At 41.2% G+C, this 18477-nt stretch carries 16 protein-coding genes; 8 read left to right on the forward strand and 8 right to left on the reverse strand.

The genetic code is table 11. The features are described 5' to 3' along the window. Positions 1 to 34 precede the first annotated feature (34 nt). A complete protein-coding gene (locus F3J02_RS04705; protein ID WP_167247951.1) occupies positions 35 to 538 on the reverse strand; it encodes a hypothetical protein in 504 nt (167 codons plus the stop codon). A 24-nt stretch (positions 539 to 562) separates the two neighbouring features. After that, the gene (locus F3J02_RS04710) at positions 563 to 1372 is read right to left on the reverse strand and encodes a cytochrome C assembly family protein (protein WP_167247952.1); all 810 of its coding nucleotides are present in this window, start codon (positions 1370 to 1372) and stop codon (positions 563 to 565) included. 147 nt (positions 1373 to 1519) lie between these two features. Between F3J02_RS04710 and ffh the strand changes: the two genes are divergently transcribed. Both ffh and F3J02_RS04720 read left to right on the forward strand, forming a co-directional pair. Continuing rightward, entirely contained in the window at positions 1520 to 2929 is a 1410-nt protein-coding gene (gene ffh, locus F3J02_RS04715; RefSeq protein ID WP_167247953.1) for a signal recognition particle protein, read from the forward strand. 152 nt (positions 2930 to 3081) lie between these two features. After that, positions 3082 to 3669 (forward strand): RBBP9/YdeN family alpha/beta hydrolase, encoded by a 588-nt coding sequence (locus F3J02_RS04720; protein ID WP_167247954.1) that lies wholly within the window; start codon positions 3082 to 3084, stop codon positions 3667 to 3669. On the opposite strand, the gene F3J02_RS04725 is transcribed toward F3J02_RS04720, so the two are convergent. Continuing rightward, entirely contained in the window at positions 3639 to 4382 is a 744-nt protein-coding gene (locus tag F3J02_RS04725; RefSeq protein ID WP_167247955.1) for a pantothenate kinase, read from the reverse strand. The genes F3J02_RS04720 and F3J02_RS04725 overlap by 31 nt on opposite strands. A gap of 15 nt (positions 4383 to 4397) precedes the next feature. After that, the gene (locus tag F3J02_RS04730; RefSeq protein WP_167247956.1) at positions 4398 to 5174 is read right to left on the reverse strand and encodes a biotin--[acetyl-CoA-carboxylase] ligase; all 777 of its coding nucleotides are present in this window, start codon (positions 5172 to 5174) and stop codon (positions 4398 to 4400) included. Between the two features lie 6 nt (positions 5175 to 5180). Here F3J02_RS04730 and F3J02_RS04735 point away from each other — a divergent pair, with 6 nt between their 5' ends. Next, positions 5181 to 5981: a sulfite exporter TauE/SafE family protein gene (locus F3J02_RS04735; protein ID WP_167247957.1), complete on the forward strand. Its 801-nt coding sequence runs from the start codon at positions 5181 to 5183 to the stop codon at positions 5979 to 5981. Positions 5982 to 5985: 4 nt separating this feature from the next. Here the strand turns inward: F3J02_RS04735 and F3J02_RS04740 are convergent, their stop codons facing one another. Beyond that, complete coding sequence (locus tag F3J02_RS04740) at positions 5986 to 6528, reverse strand: GTP-binding protein (protein WP_167247958.1); 543 nt, start codon at positions 6526 to 6528, stop codon at positions 5986 to 5988. Positions 6529 to 6542: 14 nt separating this feature from the next. Then, positions 6543 to 7508: a hypothetical protein gene (locus F3J02_RS04745; RefSeq protein WP_167247959.1), complete on the reverse strand. Its 966-nt coding sequence runs from the start codon at positions 7506 to 7508 to the stop codon at positions 6543 to 6545. A gap of 351 nt (positions 7509 to 7859) precedes the next feature. Between F3J02_RS04745 and F3J02_RS04750 the strand changes: the two genes are divergently transcribed. From F3J02_RS04750 to ligA, 4 genes are all read left to right on the forward strand, one after another. Next, positions 7860 to 8555: a GntR family transcriptional regulator gene (locus F3J02_RS04750; RefSeq protein ID WP_005151133.1), complete on the forward strand. Its 696-nt coding sequence runs from the start codon at positions 7860 to 7862 to the stop codon at positions 8553 to 8555. 10 nt (positions 8556 to 8565) lie between these two features. Continuing rightward, positions 8566 to 12051 (forward strand): chromosome segregation protein SMC, encoded by a 3486-nt coding sequence (gene smc / locus F3J02_RS04755; RefSeq protein ID WP_167247960.1) that lies wholly within the window; start codon positions 8566 to 8568, stop codon positions 12049 to 12051. 1 nt (position 12052) lies between these two features. Continuing rightward, on the forward strand, positions 12053 to 13057 hold the full coding sequence (locus F3J02_RS04760) for a cell division protein ZipA C-terminal FtsZ-binding domain-containing protein (RefSeq protein ID WP_167247961.1): 1005 nt from the start codon (positions 12053 to 12055) through the stop codon (positions 13055 to 13057). Positions 13058 to 13128: 71 nt separating this feature from the next. Continuing rightward, the gene (gene ligA, locus F3J02_RS04765; protein WP_167247962.1) at positions 13129 to 15156 is read left to right on the forward strand and encodes an NAD-dependent DNA ligase LigA; all 2028 of its coding nucleotides are present in this window, start codon (positions 13129 to 13131) and stop codon (positions 15154 to 15156) included. Between the two features lie 70 nt (positions 15157 to 15226). Here ligA and F3J02_RS04770 read toward each other — a convergent pair whose 3' ends face one another. Continuing rightward, positions 15227 to 16282 carry an SDR family oxidoreductase gene (locus F3J02_RS04770; RefSeq protein ID WP_167247963.1) on the reverse strand — a complete coding sequence of 352 codons (1056 nt, stop codon included), beginning with the start codon at positions 16280 to 16282 and terminating at the stop codon, positions 15227 to 15229. 353 nt (positions 16283 to 16635) lie between these two features. Between F3J02_RS04770 and ftn the strand changes: the two genes are divergently transcribed. Continuing rightward, on the forward strand, positions 16636 to 17100 hold the full coding sequence (gene ftn / locus F3J02_RS04775; RefSeq protein ID WP_005191131.1) for a heteropolymeric bacterioferritin subunit Ftn: 465 nt from the start codon (positions 16636 to 16638) through the stop codon (positions 17098 to 17100). A gap of 103 nt (positions 17101 to 17203) precedes the next feature. Here the strand turns inward: ftn and F3J02_RS04780 are convergent, their stop codons facing one another. Next, positions 17204 to 18472, reverse strand: a complete 1269-nt coding sequence (locus F3J02_RS04780) for an OprD family outer membrane porin (RefSeq protein ID WP_167247964.1) — start codon at positions 18470 to 18472, stop codon at positions 17204 to 17206. Between the last annotated feature and the right edge of the window lie 5 nt (positions 18473 to 18477).

Here is an 18477-nt window from a genome sequence, read left to right on the forward strand (position 1 = left end):
TTTTTATTAAGATGTCTAGAAAATGTAGCGTGTTCTAAACATGCTGATCTTGAGCGTTTATAGAGAAGTTAATCCATAAGTTTTGATCATCAAAGTTTTGCACGTAAAGCTTAATTTTTTGTTGAGGATACATATTTTCTGATCCTAAAATAAATTCGCAGTCTTTGTAGTTTACGAAACCAAAAAAAATTTCACTATATTGAACAATTACCCATTGAGGGTAAAAGCAAACAATTTCTGAATCAATACATTGATTAATCTGAAATTTAGTCTTTAAGCGATTCCATGCATTTAAATATTGAGATGTTGATATACTCCAAAAACTTAAAAACTCGTCCTTTGTCGTAACAGATAATTCTTTTAATTGTTCTGAAAAGCTTCCTTCTGGGAGAAAAAAACTAGATGTTTCATTTATAAAAGCCGTATTTAAAATTATCGATGACGTAACACAAATTGCTCTTATGCAGTAATATTCCTGATTTAATTCATACAGGACAATTGTTCCGTCTGTATCTGTATATTTATAGTAAGAGTGCATATGAATCCATTTTAGAACGTTTTATCAACGCCCTAAAATCATTTCCAAAACAAATTTACTGCCCATAAAGCCAATGGCAAGCAGGACAAAACCAGTAATGGTAAAACGAATGGCTTTGCGACCGCGCCAGCCAAATTTGTAATGACCGATGAGCAAGGCGCCATATAAGAACCATGAAATAATACTAAAGGCCGTTTTATGTGCCAGATGCTGTGCAAAGAAGTTATCAATGGTAAAGAAGCCAAATAACAATGCTGCTGTCAATAAACCAAAACCCGTGATAATCAGGTCAAACAACAAAGATTCCATGACTTGGAAAGGTGGCAACAGATTGACCCAAATACGTTTTTTCTGCTTCTTTTTGAGTTCTCGATCTTGAAACCAGAGCAATACTGCATGAATGGTTGCCATTAATAAAACTGCATATGCAGCTAATGACAAAATAATATGTAAATCTAAGCCTAAGCTATGTTGTTCAATAATTTGATTGGGTTGGCTAAAGGCAAAGCCTAATATTAAACCAAAAGCAGCAACAGGTGTCCCGATCAGGTTTAAAGGAAGGATCGGGCGAATCAAACTTAAGATTAAACTCAGAGCTAACATCAGTCCTGAAGTGAATGACATTAGATTAAAGACATCATAATTCACCCCAATCGGTGTCATCATGTCCTGATAGAGCACGGTACTATGCAGTACTAACCCTAATCCAACCAAAAGACCATAGCACCAAAGATTTGGAGTACGTTTTGACATCAAATGAATAAACAAATACCAAAATGAACTGGTATAGGCGATGAGTGCCAAAATTGTGTAAACCAAGGGGAGACTGATCATGTCAAACCTTTTGCAGGAGGATGAATAATATTCACCATATAAGATATAAATTCGCTTCGAACTACAGTATCCTATAGCATCTTACGCATAAATTTTCTATTTTAAGAAAGATTTTTTTGCAACTAGCCATTTTAAGCGGATTTCGCAATGTTTGATACCTTAACAGAACGACTCACACAGAGTTTAAGAAATGTTACTGGCTCAGGGCAGCTGACCGAAGACAATATTAAAGATACCCTACGTGAAGTACGTATGGCACTTCTTGAAGCCGATGTGGCGTTACCTGTAACTCGTGAGTTTATCGCGAAGGTTAAGGAAGAAGCGCTAGGTCAAGAGGTGATGACTCAGCTTTCTCCTGGTCAGGCATTTGTAAAGATTGTCTATGATGAACTCACCAAGATGATGGGTGAGGCCAATGAAACACTAGATTTAAGCGCAAAACCACCTGTTGTTGTACTGCTTGCTGGTTTGCAGGGTGCGGGTAAAACCACAACTGCTGCAAAATTAGCGCGTTTCTTAAAAGAGCGCCAAAAGAAAAAAGTCATGACTGTTTCTGCTGACGTTTATCGTCCAGCGGCAATCAAGCAGTTAGAAACAGTATCGAATGAAGTTGGTGTCGGTTTCATTCCATCTGAAGCATCTGAAAAGCCAATTGATATTGTCAATCGTGCGATTGAACAAGCGAAAATCCAATTCGCTGATGTTTTGATTGTCGATACAGCAGGTCGTCTACATGTCGATGAAGACATGATGGACGAGATTATAGAATTACATGCAGCGGTTAAGCCAACCGAGACTTTATTCGTTGTGGATGCAATGACCGGTCAGGATGCGGCCAATACAGCGAAAGCATTTAATGATGCTTTGGCTTTGACAGGTGTGATTCTGACTAAGACTGATGGTGATGCACGCGGTGGTGCAGCACTTTCTGTTCGTGCGATCACAGGTAAGCCAATCAAGTTCTTGGGGATTGGTGAGAAACTGGATGCACTTGAGCCATTCCATCCAGATCGTGTTGCGCAACGTATCTTGGGTATGGGTGACGTCCTTTCTTTGGTCGAAGAAGTTGAACGCAAGATCGACAAAGAAAAAGCCGAAAAAATGGCGAAGAAATTGCAGAAAGGCGGTACCTTCAATTTTGAAGATATGCTGATGCAATTTGAGCAAATGAGCAAAATGGGCGGCATGATGGGCTTCTTGGATAAGTTGCCTGGTATGAGCAATGCTGGCATTCAGGATGCAATTGAAAAAGCCAATCCTGAAAAGCAAGTTAAGCGTATGGAAGCCATTATTCAGTCGATGACGATCAAAGAACGTCGGAATCCTGACTTGATGAATCCAAGCCGTAAAAAACGTATTGCTGCTGGCTGTGGTATGGATGTTGCCGAGGTCAATAAATTGATCAAGCAACAAGCACAAATGGCGAAAATGATGAAGAAATTTGCTAACCCATCGGGCATGAGCAAAATGCTGAAATCATTAGGCAATATGCAAAAACAATTTGGTGGTGGCGGAAATATGGGACCTTTGTTTGGTAGCAATGACCAGAAAAAGTAAGTTCTATTGTTCTTAAAAAAAGGCGCTTGATGCGCCTTTTTTAATGCGAGCGTATTGTATAAATTTAATACAAAACATCAACATTCAACTGAGTTTAAAAATAAGAAAATTAAAAATAAGTCTATGTTTTACATTGAAAAGTAGTGTTAAATATGTCACATAATTCAAAAAATAAGGTGTTTATTGTACATTGTGAACATGCAGATCCAGAACAACATTGGTATCACTGGCTAGAACATCATCTACAAAATGATGAGCTTGAGGTAGAGCGGGTTTTCCTTGCTGATGCGGGTCATCCTGAAGTGGAGATTTGGCAAACTTGTCTGGATGCACAGTTAAAAGGACTCAATGAGAAGAGTATCGTGGTGGCACATGGTTTATCCTGTGTTGCGGTGGCTCGATTTCTAGCAAAGAAACTGAAGCAAACCACTTTGAAAGCAGGGGTGTTTATCGCTGGTTTTAATGACCGAATCTCACCAGATTCTGAATTCAATCCATTTATTGAACATTCAGCTTTTGAGAGTGGCTTATTGCGTGCCAACATCCAAAGACGTCTGGTTTTCTTTTCCAGTAATGATCCTGTTGTACCTGTGCCGCTCACCTTCAAATTCTCAAATTTACTCAATGCCCAATTGATTGAAGTCGCTCAAGCTGGGCATTTCCGGGCAGAAGATGGTTTTAGTGAATTTCCACAACTATTACAAGCAATTCAAACTTTAGTGAAAGCTGAATTGAGTTGAACATAATGCCTTAAGCCTTTAAGCAATAAATCTGATTCGACTTGGGGCTGATAATGGCTGAGGAATTTGGCGAATAGAGTGGCATCACCACCTGTTAAAATTAGTTTTTTAGGCGATTGCTGCATAATTTGGTCAATGGTGCTGATCAGACCAAGTAAAATACCGTGATGTACAGCATCAACTGTATTGTGACCGGGTTTTAAGTTATCAAAAGCAGAGTCGGGAATTTTAATGCCTTTGGTATTTTGAATCAGTGAATCTCGTTGCAGGTACAAGTTTGGCAGAATATAACCGCCTAGATGTTGCAATCCTTCGACCAAATCAATGGTCAGGGCAGTGCCACAGCCAATCACACAAAAATTTTCATTTGGCTTCGCCATCGCCAAGACTTGTAACCAACGGTCAATCCCCAGTTGGCTTGGGACATCATAGCCACAATGTAAACCTGCATATTCAGCATGGACTTTGGCAAAAATAATCGGGATATCCAAAATATCCAGAATCATGTGAATACGTTGATTATTTTCAGAATCCAAAACCGAAGAAATCCCGACACGACTTAAATTTTGATGACGAAAGTGTTGAATCAACCCCAGTAATAGATCCGCAGGAGATTGTAGGTGTAATTCAGCAGCATGTTCGATCACTTGATCATGTGCTGTGATCCAATATTTTAGGCGCGTATTACCAATGTCCAACCATAAACTTTTCATAGAACCATCATTTCCTCAAATCGAAGCGAGACGCAAACGGCCTTGATAGAATTGTTGAATCTGATCAGTTTTGATCAGTACCGCACCGTCATTGGAAATGCCTTGAAACAGTCCCTGAACTTTACCTTGGGTATGTTCAAATTCAACTTGTTGATCGAGCCAAATCGCATGGTGATTAAAGCGTTCCGCTAGATTATAACTGCCATGTTCAAACCATTGTGCTGCCTGCTGGATTGCGCTGTAGAGTTCAGCAATCAGCGTTAACCGATCAATATGGGTTAAGCCAAGCATCTCTAATGATGTAATCGGTTGATCTGCATTTTCAACGGGTGGGGTATTCAAATTGATCCCAACACCAACAATTGCTTGGTTTGATGAAAGTGGCTCAACCAAAATTCCACCCCATTTGCCTTGTGGGCTATATAAATCATTTGGCCATTTGACTTGTAATGTTAAGCCGTGCAAGCTCGGCATCTGTAAAATATTCAGTGCAACTTCAAGGGCAAGGCGGCCATCGAGTGCTGTTTTGCTTTGAATCAGTGTGCTTAAATAAATGTTGCCTTCAGGAGACGCCCATTGTCGTTGGTGTTGACCTCGACCTTGCGTTTGTAGTGCGCTGCATACCAGTCCTGTTGTAATGCCTTTTTGCGCAATTTCACGCATATCATCATTGGTCGAGGTCGTGGTTGTTTTGAGTAGCACCACTTCTGGAAATTGATTTTTTGCGTTCAATAATTGCTGAAGCTGGCGGGTAGCGAAATCATCCATCATTTTTACAAGTAGAGTGGTCATGTGTTTATGGAGTTAATCATATATTTGCTGATTGGCGCAATTGCTGGATTTGCTGCGGGGCTATTTGGTGTTGGTGGTGGCTTAATTATTGTGCCAATTTTATATATTGTCTTTACGCAAATGAATTATGACCCCAATGTCATTATGCATATTGCAGTTGGAACATCGTTAGCAACCATTATTGTGACTTCGATTAGCTCGGTGATGGCGCATCATAAAAAAGGGGCGGTTCTTTGGTCGGTATTCCGTAATTTAGCACCTGGCTTAGTACTTGGTTCATTCCTTGGTGCTGGTGTTGCTGATTTGATGTCTGGACAGCACTTACAGTTAGTGATTGGTGTCTTTGCTGTTTGGATGGCTTACAAGATGTTTAGAGGTGCAAATGCGGTGGTTGATCCGAATCGTCATCTACCGTCGGCTGCATTACAACTTGCTGCGGGTGGAGGAATTGGGGTGGCTTCAGCGATTTTTGGTATTGGCGGTGGCAGTCTTACCGTGCCTTACTTAAATCGTCATGGCGTCGTGATGCAAAAAGCTGTTGCAACTTCAGCAGCCTGTGGTTTGCCAATTGCAGTTGCGGGAGCAATTGGTTTTATGTGGTTTGGTGCCAAAGAGCAGATTGAAGTGCCGAACACCATTGGCTATGTGCATATCTATGCTTTCTTGGGCATTAGTGTGATGAGCTTTATCACCGCAAAATTTGGCGCCAAAGTTGCACATCGTTTATCGCCAGCCATGCTGAAAAAATGTTTTGCTGGTCTATTAGTGGTTGTCGGTAGCTATTTTATTTATAAAGGATTGATCTAATTTCTTAGTGAATAAGACCATAATGTACTTCAATGGTGGCAATCAAGGTTTCGACCAGAAGAAGTACATCATCTTGCTGACGTGCATCGATAAAGAACATTGGGTAATTCAGTTCTTTGGCTTGCAGCCAGTCACGATAAATCGATAAAGTTCGTTCTGGCATACGGTCGATATGCGTAATTGCAATCACAATATTATTGCCAAACGGTTGGAAAGATTGAATGTATTGCTCTAAATCTAGTAGCGGGTTTTCAGCAGCATGGTCAATCATGACAATGGTGCCAATTGCACCTTTACAAATCACTGCCCAGATAAAATCAAAGCGGTCTTGGCCTGGCGTGCCATATAAACCGACCTTAACCCCATCGTCCAAAGTCAGTTCACCATAATCAATTCCAACGGTGGTGAGTAATTTTTCATGCGATTCAGTATCGGTGTTCAATGCCTCGGTACTCAGCACTTCAATTTCAGACAACGCTTTGATCGCCGTGGATTTACCTGAACCCATGGTGCCGCCAAAGACAATTTTATATTGATGTAAAATCATATTCGTGACCTTAATTAAAAGCCTAAACGGTGGCGTAAGCGACCAAATAGTTTTTTCATAAAATGCTGTTCTGTATTGTTCTGCTGATTTTTTGGACGATATTTCGCCTCAGGGTCTTTAATCAGTTTTCCACAGTTTGCGCCTAAACAAGCTGCAACGAAGTGCCTAACTTTTTGTTCAGGTAGATTCAATTGACTGGCAACCGTTGTGATTTGTGCACCTTGGGCAAAGCAAGCTGACATACGCAAGATATCTTGACGATCAATTTTATTTTTGGGTTGTGGCCACATTTCTAGATAAAAACTAGAAGCAGATGGTGGGCATAGCTCCTCAAAGTCCATTGATGTCCAAAGTAAATGCCATAACCATTGTTTTAAATCTTGTTGAACTGCATCTACGATCCAATACTGATCATTTTGCGTAGCATAGGTATAGTTCAGGCTTGGATCGGTTTGAAACGAGCTAAACTCTGGATTTTGCCATAGCCATTGATTACGCGGATCGGCAATGGCGAGTAATCCTTGGTTATCAAACAACTGAATCTTGCCATTTTTAGGATTTTGGATTTCTTGCAACACGTCTTTAATTTGTTTGCGATGAAAGGTTGGCGTATCTTCAATTTCGGTATTTACTGGAACCTGATTTAAGCGTTCATCCAGATGAAGGCTCAGCCAATGATGTAAGGAGTGAAGATGGTTGAGTGGTAGAAATAAAGTATCGTTTTCGATAGCGCTATTTTTATCTTCATCATTGGCAATCTTGAGTACATTGATCTTATTATTTTGCAGTAGGCTTTTGATATTGGGTGAATCAAAAAACACATGGTTGATCATTAGGATGTCAAGTTGCGGCTCAGCAATATTGCTCCAATTGATCTGGACATGATGAGGCACAGCAGTTTGTACCTGCTGTTTTAACTCATTCAATGTTCTGAGACTCAGCCCAAAAATGGCAATATTAACAGCCTGATCGACACCCATGATATGACTCATCTATATGTGTACTGCGTAATTCGGAGGGAAATTTAAAATGCGATACCTTTAATGAAAATATTATTTTTTGTGAATTACATCAATAAAAATACGATGAAAGAAAATCTTTCAGATATGCGGTTAAATAAGAATAGAACGGTTAAATATCTGATATTAAATATAGAAAAACTGACTTTTTAGTACATATTGAGAATTATTATTTGGTTTTTTAGCATGATTGGCTTAAAAAGCAATAAAATTGTCAGACAATGATATAGAATTTATGCGGTGAGATCAGTTAAAACAAAAAAGCGCAAATAGCATTGGATCAATGCGTATAACAAAGATAGCGAGGGGCTCATGAATCTCGAAGAGGCTGATAGTCTTTCTGAACAGATTGCAAAATATATTAGTGAACAAATTATTAGTGGTGAGCTGGTTGAAGGCGAACGCATCCAAGAGTTGCGCATTGCGAAAGAATTAGACGTCAGTCGTGGATCAGTTCGCGAAGCATTGTTGTTGCTTGAGCGAACTTATTTAATTGAAATTTTTCCGCGCCGTGGTGCAATTGTTTCTGAAATGTCAGCTCAACAAGTTAAAGCATTATTTGACACCAATGTGATGGTGCTTGGACATATTGTGCAACGGATTAGTGAAACTTGGCGAGTCAATGAAGCGGAGCAACTGCAAGCTTTATTGGATCAATTGGTCGAGTTTGTTCGTGCGGGCGATATCGAAAAATTTTACGATGCGATCTTTAAATATCTGGCTGAACAGCATGATATGGTGGCGAATCCTTATCTGATGCAGTTCTATAAAGAACTCCTACCATCATTACGTCGTAGCTATTTTTTGACCTTGAATACTTCACGTCGAGAGCTACAAGAATCGTTTACCCTGTTTAAGTTAGTGATTGATGCTATTTTGATCCGAAAATCACAACAAGCTGCTTTATTTATGGAAGATTTTTGTCGACACTTGCGCAACCTTGTGTTGGAATCTCTGACACGTATGAAACAGATTGAATTGGCTTGGGCTAGACGCTCACGCCGCTAGTTAGGGCAGTATGCGTTTAAGCAGTTTAAAACTTTCAGGCTTTAAATCTTTCGCCGATAGTACAACATTACATTTTAAGGCAAACCGTACTGCGGTGGTTGGGCCGAACGGTTGTGGTAAATCGAATGTCATTGATGCGATTCGCTGGGTTATGGGCGAGTCCAACGCACGTCAATTGCGTGGCGGTAGCATGCAGGATGTCATCTTTACGGGGACAGCCAAGCGTAAACCTGTTGGTGTCGCCAGTGTAGAACTTCGTTTTGACAATACCTATGGCAAATTAGGTGGTGCTTATAACGCCTATAGTGAGCTTGCGGTGCGTCGCCAAGTCACGCGTGAAGGTAAATCTGAATATTTCTTAAATGGTACACGTTGCCGTCGACGTGATATCACTGATATTTTCTTGGGTACAGGTCTCGGTCCACGTTCTTATGCGGTGATTGAACAGGGCATGATTAACCGTCTGGTCGATGCCAAGCCTGAAGAAATGCGTGTGTTTATTGAAGAAGCGGCAGGGGTGTCTCGTTATCAGGCGCGTCGACGTGAAACTTTGCAGCACTTAGAGCATACTGAACAAAATCTGGCACGTTTAGACGATATTGCCGCTGAACTAAAATCCCAACTTAGAAGCTTAAAGCGTCAATCTGAAGCTGCGATTCAATATAAGACCTTAGAAGGGCAGATTCGAACTTTAAAAATCGAGATTCTTTCATTTCAAGCCAATCAAAGTCAAAAGCTACAACAAGAATATACGGTTGAAATGACCGCGCTGGGTGAAAACTTTAAGTTGGTTCGTTCAGAATCTCAAACCATTGAACACGATCTTGAAGCCACCAGTGCTTTATTCCAACGCTTAATTCAGCAGTCTTCACCCTTGCAGCATGAATGGCAACAGGCCGAGAAAAAGCTGTCTGAATTAAAAATGACCTTGGAACAAAAACAGAGTTTATTCCAGCAAAACAGTACCAGCTTGCTGCAACTTGAACAGCAGAAAGTACAAACCAAAGAGCGTCTGCAACTCTCTGAATTACAGGTTGAAACCTTAAGCACTCAATTTGATGAGCAAAATGAAAGCTTGCTTGCCTTAGAACAGCAGACACAAACGGCTGAGCAAAATTTTACTGATGTTCAGGCACAGCACAAGCAAGCACAACAGCAATTTGATCAATTGAAAACCCAAGTCGATCAGCAACAACAGAAAAAGTTGCAGATGGCAGCGCAAATTGAGCAGTTGGGTAAGAATGTTCTGCGGATTGAGCAGCAAAAGCAGACCTTGCAAACGCAAAGCACTCAGATTCGTGCTCAGGTTCAGGATGATGAACAGGCGCAGTTAGAACAATTACAGCAGCAACTGCAACAGGAAATAATTGCGTTAGAAACAGCAATTGAGCAATTACAGCAGGATGTTCAGACAAAGCAAGATCAACAACAGTTGCAGAAGGCTGATGTGCAGAGTTTGAAAACCGAAATTCAGGTTTTATTGGCGGAACAAAAGAACTTAAATCAGCTCGTTGCAAAGCAAAGTCCGAAGCATGATCAAAATGCAGTTCGATTGATGCAAAGCCTACGTTTAAGCGCTCAAGCTAAAGCGCATGCAAGCATTATTGAGAAGTTCTTGGCCAAGTGGCTACAAGCGCATTTACTGGATGGTGAACAGTCATTTCAGGAAGGTGTGGCTCGACAGTTAAAAAATCCCTCCCAACCTCCCTTTGATAAAGGGAGGAGTTCCCCTCTTTCTCAAAGAGGGGTTAGGGGAGATTTAAAATATCTATCAGACTGGATAGAAGCTCCGCAATCTTCACTCTGGGCTAATGTAGCGGTTACAGAGAATTTAGCGATTGCATTGGAACATCAAGCAGATCTCCTGCATGCACAATCTATTCTGACGCTTGACGGTTATCATGTCGGCGCAGACTGGGTCATTGCTTTGCATTATGATGACGACAGTCAAACTGCACAGGGCATGCTCAGTCATCAAGTGCGTTTAGAGGAAATTGAACAGCAACTGGCACAGCAACAACCGCAGTTGCTTGATTTGGAACATCAGTTTTCACAGCAGCAGCAGGCTTTGCAACAGCAACAACAGTGTTTGCAGCAACAACAGCAAAGTCTGAAGCAAAAGCAAAAAGAGCTGCAACAGCTGGATGTGCAAATTGCCAAACTGCAAAGTACGGCACAAGCTTTTGTACTGCAGCAACAGCAGTTGGCCGATCAACTGAAACAGCTTGATCTACAACTTGAAGAAGATGCCATGCAGCGTGATGATCTGGAGATCGATCTACATGCGCTTGCATTGAAATTAGAAGCAGTGTTGCCGAACTATAAGACTTTGCAATTTCAGGTGGAAAACTTGAATGAGCAGTTGGATGAGCAACAACAGCAGTTGACTCAACAACAACAGCAACGTGAAACTTTACGTCGCCAGACCTCGCAAGCTAATCAGCAAATTGAGTTACTGGAAAAAGATATCTCGTTCCTGAAAACGCAGTATCGTCAAATCATTGAACAAATTGAGCAAGCAAAGAAGTTTGTTGATCCGATTCAGCTTGAGCTGCCGAACTTGGAGTCTCAATTCCAAGAGCAATTCCAGCAAACCGAAAAACTGCAAAAAACTTGGAATGAATGGCAGCTTGAACTGAATCAAGTGCAAGAGAAACAGCAGCAACTGACGGAACAACGTCATCAAGCTCAACAGAAAGACGAGCAGGTGCGTGAGCAGTTGGAACAAAAGCGCTTGGCTTGGCAAGCGGCGAAATCAGATCGTGAACATTATCTGGAACAACTGAAAGAACTCAATGCGGAAGTTTTATCTGATCTGTCGATTGAAATTAAAGATCACCAGCAGAAACTGGAAAAAGCCCAGCAGCAATTCGAGAAAATCGGTGCAGTGAATTTGGCAGCATCGCTAGAATATGAGGAAGTGTCGCAACGTTTTGATGAACTGAGTCACCAGATGCAGGATCTACAAAATACGGTTGATCAGCTCAAAGACGCGATGAAAAGTATTGATCAGGAAACCCGTAAGCTATTTATGACCACCTTCGATCAGGTCAATCAAGCGCTGCAGCTGTTGTTTCCAAAGGTATTTGGTGGTGGTGAGGCGACTTTAAGTCTTGAAGATGATTGGCAGTCTGGGGTGAAACTGATGGCACGCCCACCTGGCAAGCGTAACAGCTCCTTGGCCTTGCTTTCAGGCGGTGAAAAGACCTTAACGGCTTTGGCTTTGGTATTTGCAATCTTCAGATTGAACCCTGCACCGTTCTGCGTACTGGACGAAGTTGATGCGCCACTTGATGATGCCAATGTACAACGGTATTGTAATTTGGTAAAAGAGCTTTCTGAACAAGTGCAATTCATTTACATTACACATAATAAATTGGCGATGACAATGGCAACTGATTTACTTGGAGTCACCATGCCAGAGCCAGGTACATCAAAATTAGTGACTGTCGATTTAGAACAGGCAAAAGAATACGGGTTAGTTGCGGAGTCTTAGTATGGAAATGAATACAATAATAGGCATTGTTGCCGCCGTTGCGATTATGCTTGTTGGTTTAATCATGATTTTAAGAAAACCAAAACCAGTTGAGCCGTCATTAGAAGCAGATTTACATATTAATCCTGAAAGTCAGCAACCTGTGATCCCACGTCATGTGCGTGACCAACTTTTACAAAATGAAGTGGTGACTACAACTGAGCGTGTTGAGCCAAGTTTAAATACTGAAGCAATTGTAGTTGAGTCTGTAGCAGAGCAGGCAACTGAAGCGACTAGTGTTGAAACAAAAACGACGGAAGTAGAACAAACTGCTAAAGCAGATGAGACTGTTGAAGCTGTAGCAGAGCTTACAGTGGCTCAAAAAGATGAGACAGTAGTAACTGAAGCAGAAACAACTATCGTTTCTGAAAATGTAGAAGCTACAGAGAAAGCAGAGGAAAGCAAAGCGGAAACTGAGCTTAGCTTAAATCCAAATATTGAAACCGTCGCGATCGAAGAGTTTGATGGCGAAAGTAATATTCTGGATGTGCATTTACATGAACAGCAACGCTATGATGATGAAAGTGCTTTAGCAACCGCAGAGCAAATCATTGCCCTGAATGTTTATCCAAATCCACGTCGTGCCTTATCTGGTGATAAAGCACTGAAGGTATTATTGAAATATGGTTTACGTTTCGGTGAAATGTCATGTTTCCATCGTTATGAAAACACCGATGAGCCAAGTGCCTTGATGTTCTCGGTATTGCGTATGACGGATAATGGTCCTGCAGGTTTTGATTTGGAAACTTTATCGGGCGAGCAGGTGCAAGGTCTTGCATTCTTCTTGGCTTTACCAAATAGCAAAGCAGTTACGGGTTATGACATGATGACCAGTATTGCAGGCTTAATTGCACGTGAAGTGGATGGTAAGGTCTATGATGAAAACAATTTAGAGTTTACACCGCAGTTGAAAGAACATTGGCGTCATCATGTGATTGATTATCGTCCAAATCAAGCAACCGTCTAATGAATCTTTTATAATAAATTTAGTAAAAATTATAGGGCGGTTTTTCCGCCCTTTTATATGGTGAAATTTAAATGGAACACAACTCAGTCATTGAGCAAATGCGTCAGTTGATTCAACTGATTGCAAAACACAATCATGCTTACTATGTGATGGATCAACCCTCCATTTCTGATAGTGAATATGACCATTTATTTCATCAACTGAAAGCCTTAGAACAACAACATCCAGAATGCATTCAGGCGGATACCCCGACCAATAAAGTCGGTGGTCAAGCGCTGTCAAAATTTGAAAGTGTGACTCATGCAGTGCCGATGCTGTCATTGGGGAATGTCTTTAATCAAGAAGACTTGTTCGCTTTCGCCCGCCGTATTGATGAACGTTTACCGAATCAAGAAGTTCAGTATGACGTTGAACTGAAACTCGATGGTTTAGCGATTTCACTGTGGTATGAAAATGGTGTCTTGGTTCGTGGCGTGACACGAGGTGATGGTGAGACAGGCGAGGATATTACCCAGAATGTTAAAACCATTCGGAATCTGCCGAAAGTTTTATCCAGTCAGCATCAAGCAATTCCAGAATTTCTGGAAGTTCGTGGTGAAGTATTGATGCCAAAGCAAGGCTTTGAAAAGCTCAATGCCGATCAAGAAGCCAAAGGGGATAAGACCTTTGCCAATCCGCGTAATGCCGCAGCAGGAAGCCTGCGTCAGCTCGATCCAAATATTGCAGCTTCACGTCCATTGGCGTTCTATGCCTATGGTATTGCACAATGTCAGCCCAATCATGGCCTTGAAACCATGCACGACAGCCTGCATTGGTTAACCCGATTTGGTTTTGAAATTGCAGAACGTCAATTCCTGTGCGCTTCGATTGAAGAAGTTCAACAACGCTATGAGCAGATTCAGCAAGAACGTCCAGATCTTAAAGTTGAAATTGATGGCATGGTCATCAAGGTGGATAGCCTTAAACAGCAGCAACAATTGGGTTTCTTGAGTCGTGAACCACGTTGGGCAACGGCTTATAAATTCCCAGCACAGGCGGCACTGACCAAAGTCGAAAATATTGACTGGCAAGTGGGGCGTACTGGAACATTGACACCTGTTGCGCGTTTGGCACCAGTCTTTGTTGGTGGGGTAACGGTGTCTAATGTGACCTTGCATAACATTGGTGAAATCCATCGTTTAGATGTACGTGTTGGCGATACCGTCAGTGTCTATCGCACGGGTGACGTGATTCCAAAAGTTGAGAAAGTTTGGGCGGAGTTCAGACCTACCGATGCTGAGATGGTACATCTCCCGACCAATTGCCCAGTCTGTGATTCACCTGTGGTGATGCCAGAAGGTGAGGCCTTGGCACGTTGTTCAGGTGGTCTGTATTGTGCGGCACAACGTATTGAAGCCATTCGTCACTTTGTTTCACGTAAAGCACTGGATATTGAGGGCTTAGGCGATCGTTGGGTCGAGTCACTGTTACACCTCGATCTACTCAAAGATGTGGCTGATATTTATCATTTGCGTGAACATCGTGACACCTTATTGACCATCGAGAAAATGGGTGAGAAATCCGTTCAAAACTTGATTGATGCGATTGAAGCAAGTAAGAAAACCACTTTGGCACGTTTTATCTATGCCTTGGGGATTCGCGGTGTCGGTGAAACCACAGCACGTATGCTCGCCAATACCTTCCAGACGCTTGAAGCACTAAAAGCGGCGGATATTGAAGCACTCAAGAAAACCCCTGATGTCGGTGATATTACTGCAGAATGGATTGCTGACTTTTTCCAAGCACCACATAACATCGAAGTGCTGGATCGTTTAATGGCAGCAGGCATTCATTGGGATGCACCGACTGCACCGACACGCCAACCCTTAAATGGCGAAAGTTGGGTGGTCACAGGTACATTGGAAACCATGGGCCGTGATGAAGCAACACAAAAGCTTCAAGCCTTGGGTGCACGTGTCAGTGGTAGTGTGTCCAGTAAAACCAAATGTGTGGTTGCTGGCGAGAAAGCAGGTAGTAAGTTGGATAAAGCGCAGAAGTTAGACATTCGAGTATTGAATGAGCAAGAATTCTTAGAATTTTTGAAGCAGTATGAAGCCTGATTTTTTATTTAGACTTTGAGTCAGCACGAACTGATAAAAAAGGCGGCATTTATGCCGCCTTTTTTTGATATTAAATATATTTTTTCACAATGCCATCATCAAGCAATTGCTGAAAATGTTCACAGACACTCTCGCGCACATCGCGATATTCAATGCCGAGTTCTTGGACGCTGCGTTGCGCATTAAAATAGATTGGATAACCCATATTTAATTTTACAAATTCACGTGAATGTCCGAGAACTGGCGCCACAAAAGCAAAGGCGGTCTTTGGCACAGTAAAATGCGGGAACGGGAATTTATAACCAAACTTTTGTGTGAGTGCTTTACCCATATCTAATAAGCTAAGTGTGCCACCACAAATGATATAACGGCCTTGTGCCTGTGGATTCAATGCCGCAGCCACATGTGCATCGGCAACATCACGGACATCGACAATACCATTCCACATTGGCGGTACTCCAAATAAGGTGGTACCATTACCAAACTGTTGTAATACTTCAATACTACCTGACTGACTGGCATCGGTGAGGGAAGGTCCCATCACTAAGGCGGGATTAATACAGACTAAATCCCAGCGGTTTTGTTGTTCAGCCATTTCCCATGCTTTACGCTCGGCAGCAACTTTTGAATATGGGTAGGGTTGATGGGTTTCGCTACTGGTATTGTTCCAATGGCTCTCATCAAACTCATTATTGGCGGTATTTTGAATCTCAACTGCATCGCCATAGGTTGAAGCAATGCTTGACGTTAGCACCACACGTTTGACCGATTCAGTACGATTAACACTATCTAATACGTTTTCTGTGCCTTTCACCGCAGGTTCGATAATGTCTTTGACTGCATCTTTATAATTGGTCACCACAAAAGGGGATGCGGTATGAATCACGATTTCACAATCTTGCATTGCATCATCAAATGAACGCGGTTCAAGCAAATCTGCTTTAAAAAACTCAATCTTGCCAGAAGATTGATCTGCAAGATCATATAAATGCTGAATCTTATTTTTCTTTGATGGGTCACGCACTGTGGCATGAACCGTATAGCCTTGATTCAACAGACGTTCAATAATCCAGCCTGCAATATAACCCGTCGCGCCAGTGACCAAAATTGGTTTGCTTTTATCCATTGTGGTTTCCACATTATGTTTTTGTGATTGCTGTTATTTACCGAATTTTGCTTAAACAAACAACAGCTGAGCAGTCATTTTTTATGCTTTTTTGATCAAAACATCGGCGAAATAAGAAGCATTGCTAATCGTTACAAAAAATCAAACAAATGATTTTCAATGGAATTATCTCTTTTTAAAACTATAAATGATATGCAAAGGCTTATTTTATTTAGATAAATTGGGCTAATTAGAACTGTAAATGCGTATGTTTCTCATTTTAATTTTATAAAAATCATAAACTTACACACTTTTGTTTTTGCAATTCTATTGTAACTTGGCCATAATATTGTCATTCGATAGGAGTAAGTATTATGCGTGGCAATCCAGAAGTCATCGACTATTTAAATATGCTCATTGGCGGTGAATTGGCTGCTCGTGATCAATATTTAATTCATTCAAGAATGTACGAAGATTGGGGCTTGAGCAAAATCTACGAACGTATTGACCATGAAATGCAAGAAGAAGCATCTCATGCGGATTCAATCATTCGTCGTGTGCTGTTCTTAGGTGCTCAACCGAATATGAATCGTGAAGACATCAATGTCGGTAACGATGTTGTCAGCTGCTTAAAAGCGGATTTAGCACTTGAATATCATGTGCGTGAAAAATTGGCAGTGGGTATCAAACTGTGTGAAGAAAAAGGCGATTTTATTAGCCGTGATATGTTGCGTCAGCAGCTTTCTGATACAGAAGAAGATCATACCTATTGGTTAGAAAAGCAATTACGTTTAATTGAATTGATTGGTTTACAGAATTATATTCAATCACAAATTTAATCGATCAGATTTAAGCTTGTGAGGCATAAAAAGAGAACTTCAAATGAAGTTCTCTTTTTATTTTTAGGGGTATAAATCGTTTATTGAGCTATTAGACTAAGACTTAGAATTTTTTACTATAATTCACGAATAAACGATCTTCTCCAAAGTCATTGCCATGCTTCACATCATAGTCAATGCGGATGTATTGCAGTGCAAAGCCTTTGAGATAAGACTGTTGAAAAGCATAGTTCACAATAATATTGGACTCGGTTTCATGATTTTTCTCACCATTGGCTGTCTTAAAGTCATGACCATAAACATATTTCACCATCGCATTTAGCCCAGGGACATAGTCCTTAAAATCATAGCCATACATCAGGTGATAAGATTTTTCATTCTTTTTGAAGAAGCCTGTAGCATTCCAGTTGATAAAATAGGTTTCAGGCAGGAAACCATCTGGTAACGGGTAGGCAGACTCCCCGATAATCTGTTGATAGCCCAAACCAAAAGACTGATTATTCACTTTTAACATTTCCAGAATTCCAATATTTTGGGCATCAATCTCAAAGTTACTCCCATCATTTTTGGCATTGAAATACTTAAATTTGGAATTCAGAGAGAAGTTGGGTTGTTTCCATATATGGTCTAACCCAAGGTAGTGTTTATTGTAGAGGTCTTCTAAATTGCCAAAGTAGTATTCTGCCTTTAACGAGGGTGTCAGTTGATAACGTAGATCTAGATAATTCAAACCATCAGAATATTCAGTTTTGCCATTGGCAGTAAAAGAAAATTTCTTAAAGTCATCTTCATTACGCGGTGATACTTTGGTGACTCGGCCTATTTCGGCATAGAGTTGATCAGATAGTTGTGACTTTAAATTGGTCCCCCAATATGATGCCAATAGCTGGCGACTGGCATCTACTGCTGTCACAGGCAAGTCCAGCCATAGTTCACCGACACTAAGGAGTGTTTTGTCATAGCCCAGTTTGAGGGTCGCGCCATATTTTAAATAGTCAGACGCTTGAGATTGAGTTTGAGGATCAAAGGGTAACACCGTATCCGCCACGTGCTTATCTTGACTCAAACGTACCGCATATTGCACCGAAGCATCTGCCCCAATGGTGATCGGCTTGTCCGCGATTTGCAGTGGCGTATCCCGCATATTTGACTTGTAAAATAACGAAGCCGCTTGTGACCAACTGCCGGTATCTTTAAGGCTTGGGTTGTCATAGTCACGATTAATATAGGCATTTTTAAGTGTGAATTTCCATTGATCTTGAGTTGGTTGAGCTGTCTCCGCAGCAAAAACAACCGAGCTAGACCAACTGCCCATTGCCAATAGGGTTGCAACCGTTAAATGCGTAGGGGAAAAGCGCTGTAATAATTTCATAATCC

The organism is Acinetobacter sp. Tr-809, assembly GCF_011753255.1.
Lineage (GTDB): Bacteria > Pseudomonadota > Gammaproteobacteria > Pseudomonadales > Moraxellaceae > Acinetobacter.

What these genes read in the sequence shown, in the direction of transcription:
- F3J02_RS04705 (WP_167247951.1), bottom strand. Translation starts at nt 538, where the DNA reads ATGCACTCTTACTATAAATATACAGATACAGACGGAACAATTGTCCTG.
- F3J02_RS04710 (WP_167247952.1), bottom strand. Translation starts at nt 1,372, where the DNA reads ATGATCAGTCTCCCCTTGGTTTACACAATTTTGGCACTCATCGCCTAT.
- ffh (WP_167247953.1), top strand. Translation starts at nt 1,520, where the DNA reads ATGTTTGATACCTTAACAGAACGACTCACACAGAGTTTAAGAAATGTT.
- F3J02_RS04720 (WP_167247954.1), top strand. Translation starts at nt 3,082, where the DNA reads ATGTCACATAATTCAAAAAATAAGGTGTTTATTGTACATTGTGAACAT.
- F3J02_RS04725 (WP_167247955.1), bottom strand. Translation starts at nt 4,382, where the DNA reads ATGAAAAGTTTATGGTTGGACATTGGTAATACGCGCCTAAAATATTGG.
- F3J02_RS04730 (WP_167247956.1), bottom strand. Translation starts at nt 5,174, where the DNA reads ATGACCACTCTACTTGTAAAAATGATGGATGATTTCGCTACCCGCCAG.
- F3J02_RS04735 (WP_167247957.1), top strand. Translation starts at nt 5,181, where the DNA reads ATGGAGTTAATCATATATTTGCTGATTGGCGCAATTGCTGGATTTGCT.
- F3J02_RS04740 (WP_167247958.1), bottom strand. Translation starts at nt 6,528, where the DNA reads ATGATTTTACATCAATATAAAATTGTCTTTGGCGGCACCATGGGTTCA.
- F3J02_RS04745 (WP_167247959.1), bottom strand. Translation starts at nt 7,508, where the DNA reads ATGGGTGTCGATCAGGCTGTTAATATTGCCATTTTTGGGCTGAGTCTC.
- F3J02_RS04750 (WP_005151133.1), top strand. Translation starts at nt 7,860, where the DNA reads ATGAATCTCGAAGAGGCTGATAGTCTTTCTGAACAGATTGCAAAATAT.
- smc (WP_167247960.1), top strand. Translation starts at nt 8,566, where the DNA reads ATGCGTTTAAGCAGTTTAAAACTTTCAGGCTTTAAATCTTTCGCCGAT.
- F3J02_RS04760 (WP_167247961.1), top strand. Translation starts at nt 12,053, where the DNA reads ATGGAAATGAATACAATAATAGGCATTGTTGCCGCCGTTGCGATTATG.
- ligA (WP_167247962.1), top strand. Translation starts at nt 13,129, where the DNA reads ATGGAACACAACTCAGTCATTGAGCAAATGCGTCAGTTGATTCAACTG.
- F3J02_RS04770 (WP_167247963.1), bottom strand. Translation starts at nt 16,282, where the DNA reads ATGGATAAAAGCAAACCAATTTTGGTCACTGGCGCGACGGGTTATATT.
- ftn (WP_005191131.1), top strand. Translation starts at nt 16,636, where the DNA reads ATGCGTGGCAATCCAGAAGTCATCGACTATTTAAATATGCTCATTGGC.
- F3J02_RS04780 (WP_167247964.1), bottom strand. Translation starts at nt 18,472, where the DNA reads ATGAAATTATTACAGCGCTTTTCCCCTACGCATTTAACGGTTGCAACC.